This window comes from Streptomyces sp. NPDC005492, assembly GCF_040605995.1.
Taxonomy (GTDB): domain Bacteria; phylum Actinomycetota; class Actinomycetes; order Streptomycetales; family Streptomycetaceae; genus Streptomyces.
Map to the genome: position 1 here is coordinate 1 of NZ_JBEXDX010000047.1, position 12978 is coordinate 12978.

The following is a 12978-nucleotide window of genomic DNA, read 5'->3' on the forward strand; positions in this document are numbered from 1 at the left end:
GGCTGGCGGGCGGTCGGCTGCGCGCTGCTGACGCCGTTCACAGCCGTCTTCGCGTACGCGGCCGTCGTCATCGGATACGTCTACGGCGTCCTGCTCACCCTGCACCCGCTGCTCAAGCGCTGGAACTACAACAGGGTTCACACTGCCGACGGCTCCACACGCCACGTGTCCCTGGAGTTCTTCGGTCACCAACTCGACTCCTGGCCACGCTGGTTGATCCCGTTCGCAGCCGGACTGCTGCTCCTGGCCGTCGCACCTCTCCTCCTCCGTTACGCCCTCGGCCCGCACCGCGCCCTGCTGACCGTGCTGCTCGGCCCCGATCCCGCGACCCGCCGTATCCGCACCCTGGAGGAGACCCGCGCCCGAGCCGTCGACGACGCCGCCCAGACCCTCCGCCGTATCGAACGCGATCTGCACGACGGCACCCAGGCCCGCCTGGTCGCCCTCGCCATGCACCTCACCGCGATCCGCGAACTGATCACCACCGGTGCCGCCCCCGACCGTGTCCTCTCCGTCGTCGACACCGCCCGGGGCAACGCCACCCAGGCCATCACCGACCTGCGCCACCTCGTCAAGGGCATCCATCCCCCCGTACTCGACGAGGGCCTGCACGCCGCCCTCACCACCCTCGCCGCCGACAGCGCGCTCCCCGTCACCCTCACCACCGACATAGGCACCCGCCCCACCCCGGCCGTCGAGACCATCGCCTACTTCTGCGCCGCCGAACTCCTCGCCAACGCCACGAAGCACGCCCGGGCCACGTCCGCCGCCGTCGACGTCATCGCCCGCGACGGACGCCTGCGCCTGCGGGTCAGCGACGACGGGCAGGGCGGCGCGGTGCTGGGCGCCGGGTCCGGGCTCACCGGTCTGCTGGCCCGGATCCGTACCGTCGACGGCACACTGACCTGCGACAGCCCACCCGGAGGCCCTACGGTGGTCACGGTCGAACTGCCCCACACGTGACCCCCACCTGAACGGACCCGAACGGAGCGGTATGCGCGTCGTCATCGCCGAGGACTCGGCCCTGCTGCGCGACGGTCTGGTCCAACTGCTCCAGTTGCGGGGCGTCGAGGTGGCCGCGGCGGTCGGCGACGCCGAAGCGCTCCTCACCGCGGTGGCGGCCCACGCCCCCGACGTGGCCGTCGTCGACATCCGCCTCCCGCCCACCCAGACCGACGAGGGCGTCCAGGCGGCCGTACGACTGCGGCGGCAACACCCCACGACCGGCGTGCTGTTGTTCTCGCAGTACGTCGAGACGACCCACGCGGCCCAACTCCTGGGCAACCCGGCCGGGTTCGGATATTTGCTCAAGGAACGGGTCGTGGACATCGGCGAGTTCGTAGGCGCGCTGGAAAGGGTGGCGGCCGGCGGCACCGCCCTCGACCCCGAGGTGGTCGCCCAACTCTTCGGCGCCAGCCGCCGATCCACCGTCCTCGACACCCTCACACCCCGCGAACGCGAGGTCCTCGCACTGATGGCGGAGGGCCACACGAACCACGCGATCGCGACCGCGTTCACCGTCTCCGAGCGCGCGGTCGAGAAGCACGTCGCCAACATCTTCACGAAGCTCGACCTGCCCCCCTCGGAGACCGGGAACCGCCGTGTGCTGGCGGTCCTCCGCTACCTGGAGAACGGCCGCTGAAGCCCAGCACCCCCACAAGTGGTTGGACGGCACACGCATCCCGTCCCCAGGGTCGCGATCATGCCCGACATATCGCTGACCATGGTCGCCGTCCTGTACCTCACCGCCCTGGCCGCGGGCTGGATCGACGCCGTGGTCGGCGGCGGCGGACTCCTCCTGCTCCCGGTCCTGTTGCTCGGCCTCCCGGCCGGCACCCCGGCCGCGACCGCCCTCGGCACCAACAAGGCCGTCGCCATCGCCGGCACGTCCGGCGCCGCGGTGACCTACGCCCGCAAGACACCCGTGAACATCGCCCTCGCCGTACGCATCGGCCTCGCGGCGCTGGCGGGCTCCTCGGCCGGCGCCTTCTTCGCGGCCGGCATGAGCACCGACGTACTGAAGCCGACCCCCGCCCCGCCCCCGGCCACCCGCCGCCGCATCCTCGCCGCGATCGGCCTCGCGGGCCTGGGCATCGGCTTCTACGACGGGCTCGTGGGCCCCGGCACGTTCCTGGTGCGAGGGCCTGTCTACAGTTCCCGTTTGCCGCGCGACGCCATGCACGCTCCGCACTGTCTTCGGGGAGGGGGAGGCACCTTCACTCGCTCTACCGGGACGTCGCCCGGCGGCACTCCGGGCGAGGACGCGAATGGTCGGACAGGCCCTCGCCCTCACCGCCCTAGCGGCTGCCGCTCAAGTGCGCGAACACGACCACGTTCCCCTGGTAACCGGTCGACCGTGAGTACCCGCCCCCGCAGGTGATCACCCGCAACTCCGGCCGCCGCGCCGCGCCGTACACCTTCTGGTCGGGGAAGTGGCTGGCCTGGTAGACCTCCACCGCGTCGACCGTGAACTGCGCGACGCTGCCGTCCAGTCGGTCCAGTTCGATGGTGTTGCCCTTCTTCAGGGCGCCGAGGTCGTAGAAGACGGCGGGCCCGTCGGCGTTGTCGACATGGCCCGCGACGATCGCCGTGCCGGTCTCGCCGGGGGTGGTGCCGGCCTCGTACCAGCCGGCGAGGTTCTTCTTCGCGGCCGGGGGCACGTCCAGGCTGCCGGCGCTCGTCAGCTTGAGGCCCATCATCGGAGCGTTCACCTGGATGGCCGGGATACGGATCCGGTCCGGCGGCGACGGCGGCAGCGCGCGGGCCGCGGTGTGCCCGGCGGCCGGGTCGGGGCGCCCCTCGGCGGCGGACGGCTGCGGCGGGGGGTGCGTCTCGCTGCCGTTGGTCAGCAGCCACGCGCCCGAGCACAGGGCGACCACGGTGACGGCCCCTATCGCGGTGTTGCCGAAACGCATCGCGCACCCCTCTCCCAGTGACCAGGGCCCTGCTGCCCCGCGCCCCCTCCGGGCCACGAGGGGCGTCGGACCCGGAGGGGGAGGGGACTTGCGGTACCGGCGGACGGACAGCGGAGGGTGTCCGTCAGATCCTGTCGCCTCTCGCCCGGCGATGCAGGAGCCAGGTACCGCCCGCGGCGGCGACGGCGAGAGCCGCCACACCGGCCGCGGTCTGCACGGGGTCGGGGCCCAGGGCGCCACCAACCCCCGTCTTCACACTTCCGCGCGGCTGCACCTGCTGCCGCATCGAGGCCAGCGTCACCGTCAGATCGCCGGAGACCTGCCGGCCGTCCGTGCACTTCGCGACGATCTCGTACGTCCCCGGCTGCGCACTCGGCGGCACCTTGAACTGCCCGATCGCGTCGTCCTCGTGCGCGCTCGGCGCCAGCGTGAACGTGCCGGCGCCCACCGCGCTGGCGTCACCGGCCGCCGTGCCGTCGTTGCCGCATGCCGCCGTGTTGACCGTGACGTCGCCGCCCGGCACGGCGCTCGACGGGAAGACCTCCAGACTGCCGGTCTCGCCGCCGTAGGCCGGCGCGGTCGCGAGACCCGCGGCGGCGACGGCGAGCGCGGTACCGGTCAGCAGACGGGCCGTACGTCGCATTCGGTGCTCCTCCGAGCTGGGGTTGGCTGCCCTTCCGAGGTAAGTGGCACCGGCCCGAGCCCGCTTCCTGAGGGCCCGTCAGAAATGTGGTGAATGGGTGTCAGGGAGCCGCCACGGCAGCCCGTTCCGCCGCCGTTTCAGCAGGTCATACGGGTACGACGACTCCCTGCCGGAGAAGAATCCGAAGAGCGCAAGCCACGCGGGTGAACGGGTGACCGGCCGTCGCGCTTGACCTCAAGAATGGTTGAGGTATCAGGCTGCCCGCATGAACACCAACACCGCTCCCACCCGCCCCCTGACCGTGACCGTCGTCATCGGCAGCAACCGGCACGGCCGCTTCGGCCCGGTCGTCGCCGACTGGCTCCTCACCCACGTCCGCGACCACGCCGACCTCACCCTCCAGGTCGTCGACGTCGCCGACACCGACCACCTGCCCACGAGCCTCGCCCGGACCCCGGAGACGACCGCCGCACTCGCCGACATCACCCCGAAGCTGGCCGGCGCGGACGCCTTCGTCGTCCTCACCCCCGAGTACAACCACTCCTTCCCGGCCGGCCTCAAGAACCTGATCGACTGGCACTTCACCGAATGGCGCGCCAAGCCCGTAGCCCTCGTCTCCTACGGCGGCCTCGCGGGCGGCCTGCGCGCGGTGGAACACCTCCGCCAGGTCTTCGCCGAACTCCACGCCGTCACGGTCCGCGACACCGTCTCCTTCCACAACGCGGGGACGTCCTTCGACGACCGGGGCGTCCTCAGGGACCCCACGGCCCCGGACATGGCGGCGAAGGCGATGCTGGACCAACTGGTGTGGTGGGGGCGGGCGTTGGGGGAGGCGAGGGAGACGCGGCCGTATTCCGCGTAGAGCCCGACTCAGGGTTCCCGCAACTCGGCGCGGCCTGGGGCGAGTTGGCGCCTGGCCGGAACAAGGGCGTCGACCCGGCGGTCGATCCGACCGGCCGGGCGGTCAACTCGCGGCGAGGGGCGCGAAGTTGCGGATGCCGACCGAGGCCTGCCCGGAGTCGGGTCTGCCGATCCGGTGCGGGAGAACCTATCGCCCCAACCGCAACCCCAGTCCATCAAGGACCACCTCAAGGCCGTAGGCGAACTTGCTGTCGCGCAGCGCCACCGGATCCGTCGTCGTGGTGGCCGACTCCGCATAGGACCCGGCGAGATGGGCGTGGCCGGCCGCCGCCTGCCGTGCGGCCGGCATCAGGCGGGCGATGAACTCGGCCTCGCTCTCCCCGGACCGGGCGACCGTGGTGAGCCAGGCGGCCTCCGTGGTGCTCATGCCGATCGTGTACGACAGGACCGCGTCGATCGCGCCGCTCGGTTCGGGGAAGCCGGCGGTCGTGAACAGTGCGGCCAGTCGCTCGGAGAAGGACATGAGATTGGGGCCGAGATAGGCCAGCCCCGCTTGTCCGAGTACCGACGACAGCCAGGGGTGCCGCAGGGCCGTCGTACGGAAGGAACCGGCGGCCTCGGCGACGGCCGCGCGCCAGTCGGGGGCGTCCGCGTCCGGGACGTGGATCTCGGCGGCGACCTCGTCCACGGCCAGTTCCATCAGCTCGTCCTTGGTCGCGACATGCCGGTAGAGGGAGGTCGCGCCGGCGTTGAGGCGGGCGCCGAGCTTGCGCATGCTCAGCGCCTCGATGCCGTCCGCGTCCAGCATCGCGATCGCCTCGCGGACGATCACGTCCCGGCTGAGCGCGGGCTGGTCGGGCGTGCGCCGCTCACGGGCCCACACGGAGGGGATGGGGTTCGGCTCGGCCTTGGCGACCATGACGGGCTCCTTCGTGCGTACGACGTTCGCGGCCAGCGTACAGAGTTCAAAGGTTGCGCACACCGTTCCGCCGTGCGTACAGTGTTCGCAGCGAAGGAACGGTGTACGCAGACGGTCGGCCGATGACGCCGACGACCCGAAGGGAAGCCCGATGGAGACCCGAAACCCCCGGCGCTGGTGGATCCTCGTCGTGCTGTGCCTCAGCTCGCTGGTGCTGGTGGTCGACAGCATGGCGCTGACCGTGGCGGTCCCGTCGATGACCGAGAGCCTCGGGGCGAGCGCCCAGGACACCCAGTGGATCCTCGACTCCTACATCCTGGTCTTCGCCGGCCTCCTGCTGACCTCCGGCAGCCTCGGTGACCGCTTCGGCCGTCGGAGGGTGATGCTGATCGGGCTGGTGCTCTTCGGGGCCGCGTCACTCGCGGCGACCTTCTGCACCAGCCCCGGTGAAGTGATCGCCGTACGGGTGGCGATGGGGGTGGGTGGAGCGCTGATCATGCCGTCGACGCTCTCGATCCTCATCACGGTCTTCGACGCGGAGGAGCGCGGGAAGGCGATGGCGGCCTGGGGTTCGGTGTCGATGCTCGCGCTGGTCGGCAGCCCCGTGCTGGGCGGCGTACTGATCGACCACTTCTCGTGGCACTCCATCTTCGTCCTCAACGTCCCGGTCGTGGCGCTCGCCCTGGTCGCGGGTGTGACGCTGATGCCGGAGTCGAAGGGCCCGTGGCAGAAGCCGGATCCGCTGGGCGCGGTGCTGTCGGCGGTCGGTATGACGGCGCTGATCTGGTGGATCATCGAGATCCCGCAGCACGGCGCGTTCGCGGGCCGCGGCCTGGTCACCCTGGCGGTGGCCGTCGTCTCCCTCGCCGGCTTCGTCGCCTGGGAGAACTTCACGGCGACCCCGATGGTCCCGCTGGTCCTCTTCAAGCACCGTAATTTCAGCGGGGGTTCGCTCTCGCTGACCCTGGTCCAGATAGGCAACGGCGGTCTGCTGCTGGTCCTCACCCAGTACCTGCAGTTCGTGCTCGGCTACTCACCGGTCAAGGCGGGCCTGGCCTTCGTCCCGCTCGCGGTCACCGCGCTGGTCGGCAACGCGGCCGGCGCCAAGTTCACCGCGCGGTACGGCCATCGCTACCTGATCCTGACCGGCATGCTGGTGATGGCCTCGTCCTTCGCCCTGCTGACGACGGTCACCGCCGACACCGGTTTCACCGTCCCGGCCGTCGCCCTCGGCCTGCTGGGCCTGGGTGCGGGCCTCGCGATGCCGGCCGCGGTGGGCGCGCTGATGGGCACCATCCCCGAGGACAAGGCAGGCGTCGGCTCGGCCCTCAACGACACCATCCAGCAAGCCGGTACAGCCCTGGGCATCGCCATCCTCGGCTCCCTCCTGTCGAGCGGCTTCGCCGACGAGATGCCCTCCGGTACGTCCGAGGAGGCCCGCCGCTCGATCGGCGGGGCACTGGCGGCGGCGCACGGGGACGCGGGGTTGGTCCGCACGGCCCGTGAGGCCTTCACGCACTCCATGTCAACGACCTTCACGGTCAGCGCGGTTGGGGTTGTGGCGGCGGCGGTACTGGCGGCCGTGGTGATGCGGGACGGGAAGCGGGATGCGGCGGAGGCTCCGGTCGTCGCGGAAGTGGCCACGGAGGAAGGGGAGTTGATCGCCTGACCTCAACATGCTCAACCTGCTTGGAACACAAGGCCGTTGCCCGCCGTGGGCAACGGCCTTGTCGCGGTGTACGGGGTCCAGTCGGCCGTCCCCCCCCGGCCAAAGCCCGTGCCCCCGCCCGGCAGCGGATTCCGAAGAACCCCCCTCTCACCCCACGTCGACCGCACTCCATGCTGCGGCCACCGCGCCGTACTCCGAACTTCCCGCCCCATACAGGTCCTTGGCGGCACTGAGGGTAGCCGTCCGGGCGCCCGCGTAGTTCGTCGAGGACGTCATATAGACCGTCAACGCCCGGTACCAGATGGCCCCGAGTTTGTCCCGGCCGATGCCGCCCACCGAAGCGCCGTTACAGGTGGGGGAGTTGTAGCTGACCCCGTTGATGGTCTTTGCGCCGCTGCCCTCCGCGAGGAGATACGCGAAGTGGTTGGCGACGCCCGAGGAGTAGTGGACGTCGAGGTTCCCGACCGTCGAACTCCAGCAGTCCGCGGAGTTCCCGTCCTTGGACGGCTTGTCCATGTACCGCAGCGCCGACCGGCCGAAGCCCGAGCGGACGACCTTCTCGCCGATGAGGTAGTCGCCGAGATCCGAGGAGTTGTTGGCGTACCACTCCACCAGCGTGCCCATGATGTCGGAGGTCGCCTCGTTGAGCCCGCCGGACTCGCCCGTGTAGGTCAGCGCCGCCGTCTTGGACGTGACACCGTGCGTCATCTCGTGCCCGGCGACATCCAGCGCCACCAGCGGACCGAGCTGTGTCCCGTCACCGTCGCCGTACGTCATGCAGAAGCAACTGTCGTCCCAGAAGGCGTTGTTGTAGCTGTTGCCGTAGTGGACGCGGTTGTACGACCCCTTGCCGTCGTCCGCGATGCCGTTCCTGCCGTGCACGTTCTTGTAGTAGTCCCAGGTCTCGTCGGTGCCGTACTGGGCGTCCACCGCCGCCGACGAGCGGTCCGAAGTCGTCCCCGTGCCCCAGTGGTTGTCGGTGTCCGTGAAGAGCGTGGACGGGGCGCGGCTGATGCAGATGCTGCCGAGCAGGCACAGGTCGGTCTTGTTCGCCGCGTCACCGGTGTAAGTCCCGCCGCGCGTCGCGTCCTTGAGCTGGTACGTCGATCCGGACAGCGTCGTCTCCAGCGGCACCGTCCCGCTGTACAGCGACCGCCCGTCGCCGGTCGCCGTCTCCACGCTGTCCCAGGCGTCGATCTGGGCGCCGGTACGGGCGTCGGTCAGCACCGTGCGGGCGACCGGGTTGCCGAGCGAGTCCTTGGCGACCGCGTCGGTCCGCCAGGCGAGCCTCGGGGCACCGTGCAGGGCGTCAACCACCAACTGGGGCTTGGCGGTTACGCCCTTCAGCACCTCGCCCAGATTGACGGCCCGCAACGCGTTCACCGCCAGGTCCGCCGCCTTCTGGGCGGCCACCTTCGGGGTCACGGACGACAGGGATATGGAGGTCCGGGTCGCGCGGTCCGCGCTCCGATAGCTGCCGTTCGCGGCCAGATGGACCACGAAGTCGCCGCCGAGAACCGGGAGTTGACGGTACGTCCGGTCGTAGCGAACGTGCTGGGCGCCGTCCGCGTCGACGATCACGTCCCGGACCGACGTGTCCTGCGCACTCGTGAGGCCCAGGGTCGCGGCATGCGCAAGCAGCGCGGACGCGGCGTTCGCGAGCACGGTGGTCCGGGTCGGCCGGTCGGTCGCGTGGGCGGTGGGGGCGAGCGTCGCGGCCAGCAGGGTCGCGGCGCCGGCCGCGATACCGGCCGTGGCGAGACGGGAACCTCGGAAGTGCCGTGTCCGACTCATCGGTCTCCTCGGAACGCAAGTGGGGGGCGTGGGGGCGATGTTGATGTTGACTGAGATTTAAGGGGCCATGACATGTCGTGTCCATAGCGCGCACATCGCCTGGTGTGAGGGGTGCGAACCGGTTCTGCGAGGCTTCCGTAGAGACGACCGAAGGAGGTGGCGAGACCGAGTGACGACGACCCTCCCCTTCTTCGTCTACGGCACCCTCCGCCCCGGCGAGCCCAACCACGACCTCTTCCTGCGCGCCCGCACGCGGTCGGAGGAGCGCGCCCGCCTCCACGACGCCGTCCTCTACGACGGCCCCGGCTACCCGTACGCCGTCGAGGACCCCGGCTCGGTGATCGTCGGCGACCTCGTCACCGCACGCCCCGAGTCCTACCCCCAACTCCTCAGGGAACTGGACCGACTTGAGGACTACACCCCCGGCGACCCGCGCAACCTCTACGAGCGCGTCGCACGCGAGGTGACCCGCGACGCGGACGGCACGGCCGTGCGCGCCTGGGTGTACCTCGCGGCCCCCTCCGTCACCGCGGCCCTCCGCGCCCACGGCAAGCTGATCGAGGGCGGCGATTGGCTCGACCGCCGCTGAACCACCGCCGCACGGTCCTCAGTTGCCGGAGGCCCGTGCCCGCGCGACCCCGGTCTCCTTCTCTACGAGCGCGTCGAACGTGGGGTGACTTGCGACGCGGACGGCACGGCCGTGCGCGCCTGGGTGTACCTCGCGGCCCCCTCCGTCAACGCGGCCGTCCGCGCCGACGGCAAGCTGATCGAGGGCGGCGACTGGCTCGACCGCCGCTGAACCACCGCCGCACGGTCCTCAGTTACCTGTGGCCAGTGCCCGCGCGACCCCGGTCTCCTTCTCTACGAGCGCGTCGAACGTGGGGTGACTCGCGACGCGGACGGCACCGCCGTACGCGCCTGGGTGTACCTCGCCGCCCCCACCGTCACCGCGGCCCTCCGCGCCCACGGCAGGCCGATCGAGGGCGGCAACTGGCCCGCCCGCCGCTGAACCGCCCCCGCACGGGCCCTACTTGCCCGAGGCCAGCGCCCGCGCGACCCCCGTCTCCTTGTGTCCGAGGAACTGCGGATCGGGGTGGAACACCGCGTCCAGCGCCGCCTTGCCCGCCGCGAGCACCTCGCGGGTGCCGCCGTAGTACCAGGTCGCGTCGTGCGTGTCGTCGACACCGACGCCGTACGAGTCCACACCTGCCGCCTCGCACAGCGCCACCGCCCGCCGGATGTGGAAGCCCTGGCTGATGAGCACGGCCTGGTCGACGCCGAAGATCTTCTTGGCGCGGACACACGAGTCCCAGGTGTCGAAGCCGGCGTAGTCGGTCACCACGCGCGCGCGTGGCACCCCGTGCTTCGCCAGATAGACGCGCATCGCGTCCGGCTCGTCGTAGTCCTTGCGACTGTTGTCGCCGGTCACCAGGACGACCTTCACCCGGCCCTCCCGGTACAGCGTCGCCGCCGCGTCCAGCCGGTGCGCGAGATACGGCGACGGCTCGCCGTCCCACAGGCCCGCACCGAAGACCACGGCCACCCCGGTGCGCGGCGCGTCCTGAAGAGTCCGGAGCCGGTCGGCCGTCGACACCCACAGCCAGGTCGCCGGAAGCAGCGCGAGGACACACCCGGCGGCCACCTCCTGCACGAGGTGCCGCCACCCGGCACGCGTGCGTGGCAGCCGCGGTCGCCGAAGTCTCAGGTGGTGCATCAGACGCATCAGACGCTTCAAAGGGGGCCCCTCCCCGTCCGGGTTCGAGAGTCACAGACGCGCCGTAAGGCCTTCCGGTTCGCCGTCCGCAGTGTGACCGGCCTCACGATGAATCCCCGAAACCGCAGGTCACATCACCTCACACACCCCCCTCACCCCACCGTGAACCCCCGGAAAACACCCGTGATTCTCGGGCAACAGGGCGGCAACCTCCCCTTGCCACCATCGCTCCATGAACCTCGTCTCCCTGAACGGCAGGCGGCGCCCCGGCTCGCCCGCCCTGGTCCTGGTGGCACACGGCAGCCGCGACCCGCGCGCCCTCAGCACCGTGAAAGCCCTCATGGAGCGGGTCCAAGCCCTACGCCCCGGCCTCCCCGTCCACCTGGGCCACATCGAACTCAACGAGCCCCGCCTCCCGGACACCCTCGCCGAACTCGGCACCGGGGACGCCGTCCTGGTCCCCCTCCTCCTGGCCCGCGGCTACCACGTCAAGCAGGACATCCCCGAGATGGCGGCCGAGGCGAAGGCGCACACGCGCGTGGCGGCCCCACTCGGCCCGCACCCCCTCCTCGTGGACACCCTGTACGACCGCCTGATGGAAGCGGGTTGGCGCACCCGCCGGGACAGCGCGGTGGTCCTGGCCGCCGCAGGCTCCCGGGACCCGGAATCCAAGCTGGACACCAACCACACGGCCCGCCTCCTCGCCGCCCGCCTGGGCGCCCCGGTGATCCCCGCCTACGCCTCGGCGGCGACCCCCACGGTCCAGGAAGCGGTACACACCCTCGCGGCCCAAGGCCGCCACAGGGTTGCGGTGGCATCCTGCTTCACAGCCCCGGGCCGCTTCGCCACCCAGTGCGCAGAACAGACCTCCTGGATCGCCTCGGCCCCCCTGGGAGCCCACCCTGCGATGGCCCACCTGATCCTCCACCGCTACGACCAGAGCCTGACAATCCCGGTGGCATCGCAACCGGAACTGGCCTCAGCTTGAAACCAAGGGTGGGTCTCATGCCCTGAGGGGCGCGGGGCTGTATCGATTTGCGGCTCCGCCGCGTGGGCGCGCCCAGCCTCAACACACCCGCACCCGCCGACGAACCGATCCGGCACCCCCTAGAAGCCCCGCAACTCCCGATTTGTCACTCCCCCCGCTTACTGTCGAAGCATGGACGGCACTGCAGAACCCCCTGCTTACGACCCGACGTCAGTCGACCGCTGGGCACAAGAGCCCGACAAACGCCCCGGCCGCACCGCCTTCCAACGCGACCGCGCCCGCATCCTGCACTCCGCCGCCCTCCGCAGACTCGCCGGCAAAACCCAGGTGGTCACGCCCGGAACCCGCAGCCAGGCCTGGGACGCCAGCCCCCGCACCCGCCTCACCCACTCCCTGGAATGCGCCCAGGTCGGCCGCGAACTCGGTGCCGCACTCGGCTGCGACCCCGACCTCGTCGAAGCGGCCTGCCTCTCCCACGACCTCGGCCACCCGCCCTTCGGCCACAACGGCGAACAGGCACTGAACGAGTTCGCGGACGACTGCGGCGGCTTCGAGGGCAACGCCCAGTCGCTGAGACTCCTCACCCGTATCGAGCCCAAACGGTTCACTCCGGAGGGCTCCGTAGGCCTCAACCTCACCCGCGCCACCCTCGACGCCGCCACCAAGTACCCCTGGCCGCGCGGAGCGCACCCCACCGACCCCGGCTCCCCGAAGTTCGGTGTCTACGACGACGACAGACCCGTCTTCGACTGGGTCCGCAAGGGCGCCCCCGGCACGCGCACATGCTTCGAGGCCCAGGTGATGGACTGGTCGGACGACGTGGCGTACTCGGTGCACGACGTCGAGGACGGTCTGCACGCGGGCCACATCGACCCCAACTGTCTGCACGCGGAGCCCGAGCGGCAGGCGGTCTTCGCGGTCGCCCTCGGCCGCTACGTCCCCGCGGACACCGACCCCGCCGAACTCGCGGAAGCCCTGGACCGGCTCCAGGACCAGGAGTGGTGGCCGCACGGCTACGACGGTTCGGCCGTGGCGCAGGCCCGCCTCAAGGACGCCACCAGCCAGCTCATCGGCCGCTTCTGCCTCGCCGCCGAGACCGCCACGCGCGCCGCGTACGGCACCGGCCGCCTCACCCGCTACGACGCCGAACTCGTCGTACCGCACGAAGCACGGTTGGAGTGCGCGGTCCTCAAGGCGGTCGCCGACCGGTACGTCATGCAGCGCGCCGAGCAGGAACGGATCCGCGCCGACCAGCGCATCGTGGTCGCCGAACTCGCCGAGGTGCTCACGACGCGCGCGCCCGACGGTCTGGAGCCGCAGTTCCGCGCCCAGTTCGACGAGGCGCCCGACGACCGTGCCCGCAAGCGGGTGATCGTCGATCAGATCGCCTCGCTGACGGACGCGTCGGCGCGGTCTCTTCACGCGCATCTCACATCGCTGGGGCACAGTGGCGCGGAACAAGCCCGAATGTGACC

Annotated in this window: 13 protein-coding genes and 2 pseudogenes; 10 read left to right on the plus strand and 5 right to left on the minus strand. The window is 71.1% G+C overall.

Features of this window, described 5'->3' with window-relative positions; translation table 11 throughout:
- The 3 genes from ABZT04_RS38090 to ABZT04_RS38100 form a co-directional block, all read left to right on the plus strand.
- Nucleotides 1–963 (plus strand): histidine kinase (locus ABZT04_RS38090; RefSeq protein WP_356063089.1); only part of this gene is annotated, 963 nt, incomplete at its 5' end.
- 31 nt (nt 964–994) lie between these two features.
- Nucleotides 995–1642: a response regulator transcription factor gene (locus ABZT04_RS38095; RefSeq protein WP_356063092.1), complete on the plus strand. Its 648-nt coding sequence runs from the start codon at nt 995–997 to the stop codon at nt 1640–1642.
- 60 nt (nt 1643–1702) lie between these two features.
- Complete coding sequence (locus tag ABZT04_RS38100; protein ID WP_356063095.1) at nt 1703–2380, plus strand: sulfite exporter TauE/SafE family protein; 678 nt, start codon at nt 1703–1705, stop codon at nt 2378–2380.
- On the opposite strand, the gene ABZT04_RS38105 is transcribed toward ABZT04_RS38100, so the two are convergent.
- Entirely contained in the window at nt 2298–2915 is a 618-nt protein-coding gene (locus ABZT04_RS38105; protein WP_356063098.1) for a class F sortase, read from the minus strand. The two genes, ABZT04_RS38100 and ABZT04_RS38105, sit on opposite strands and share 83 nt — an antisense overlap.
- A gap of 124 nt (nt 2916–3039) precedes the next feature.
- Nucleotides 3040–3558 (minus strand): hypothetical protein, encoded by a 519-nt coding sequence (locus ABZT04_RS38110; RefSeq protein ID WP_356063100.1) that lies wholly within the window; start codon nt 3556–3558, stop codon nt 3040–3042.
- Between the two features lie 265 nt (nt 3559–3823).
- On the opposite strand from ABZT04_RS38110, the gene ABZT04_RS38115 reads away from it, so the two are divergent.
- A complete protein-coding gene (locus tag ABZT04_RS38115; protein WP_356063103.1) occupies nt 3824–4420 on the plus strand; it encodes an NAD(P)H-dependent oxidoreductase in 597 nt (198 codons plus the stop codon).
- Nucleotides 4421–4606: 186 nt separating this feature from the next.
- Here the strand turns inward: ABZT04_RS38115 and ABZT04_RS38120 are convergent, their stop codons facing one another.
- Entirely contained in the window at nt 4607–5338 is a 732-nt protein-coding gene (locus ABZT04_RS38120) for a TetR/AcrR family transcriptional regulator C-terminal domain-containing protein (RefSeq protein WP_356063106.1), read from the minus strand.
- 151 nt (nt 5339–5489) lie between these two features.
- Between ABZT04_RS38120 and ABZT04_RS38125 the strand changes: the two genes are divergently transcribed.
- Nucleotides 5490–7007, plus strand: coding sequence for an MFS transporter (locus ABZT04_RS38125; RefSeq protein ID WP_356063109.1), 1518 nt, complete (start codon nt 5490–5492; stop codon nt 7005–7007).
- A gap of 147 nt (nt 7008–7154) precedes the next feature.
- Here ABZT04_RS38125 and ABZT04_RS38130 read toward each other — a convergent pair whose 3' ends face one another.
- Nucleotides 7155–8801, minus strand: coding sequence for a M4 family metallopeptidase (locus ABZT04_RS38130; RefSeq protein ID WP_356063112.1), 1647 nt, complete (start codon nt 8799–8801; stop codon nt 7155–7157).
- Between the two features lie 169 nt (nt 8802–8970).
- Between ABZT04_RS38130 and ABZT04_RS38135 the strand changes: the two genes are divergently transcribed.
- The 3 genes and pseudogenes from ABZT04_RS38135 to ABZT04_RS38145 form a co-directional block, all read left to right on the plus strand.
- Nucleotides 8971–9390, plus strand: coding sequence for a gamma-glutamylcyclotransferase family protein (locus tag ABZT04_RS38135; protein WP_356063115.1), 420 nt, complete (start codon nt 8971–8973; stop codon nt 9388–9390).
- 60 nt (nt 9391–9450) lie between these two features.
- Nucleotides 9451–9600: pseudogene (locus tag ABZT04_RS38140) on the plus strand (gamma-glutamylcyclotransferase); the annotation flags it as partial.
- Nucleotides 9601–9660: 60 nt separating this feature from the next.
- Nucleotides 9661–9810, plus strand: a pseudogene (locus ABZT04_RS38145) (gamma-glutamylcyclotransferase); the annotation flags it as partial.
- Nucleotides 9811–9828: 18 nt separating this feature from the next.
- On the opposite strand, the gene ABZT04_RS38150 reads toward ABZT04_RS38145, so the two are convergent.
- Nucleotides 9829–10515: an ElyC/SanA/YdcF family protein gene (locus ABZT04_RS38150; protein WP_356063118.1), complete on the minus strand. Its 687-nt coding sequence runs from the start codon at nt 10513–10515 to the stop codon at nt 9829–9831.
- A gap of 232 nt (nt 10516–10747) precedes the next feature.
- Between ABZT04_RS38150 and ABZT04_RS38155 the strand changes: the two genes are divergently transcribed.
- Together ABZT04_RS38155 and ABZT04_RS38160 are read left to right on the plus strand one after the other, a co-directional pair.
- Complete coding sequence (locus ABZT04_RS38155; RefSeq protein WP_356063121.1) at nt 10748–11503, plus strand: sirohydrochlorin chelatase; 756 nt, start codon at nt 10748–10750, stop codon at nt 11501–11503.
- Nucleotides 11504–11674: 171 nt separating this feature from the next.
- A complete protein-coding gene (locus tag ABZT04_RS38160) occupies nt 11675–12976 on the plus strand; it encodes a deoxyguanosinetriphosphate triphosphohydrolase (protein WP_356063124.1) in 1302 nt (433 codons plus the stop codon).
- The last annotated feature ends 2 nt before the right edge of the window (nt 12977–12978 follow it).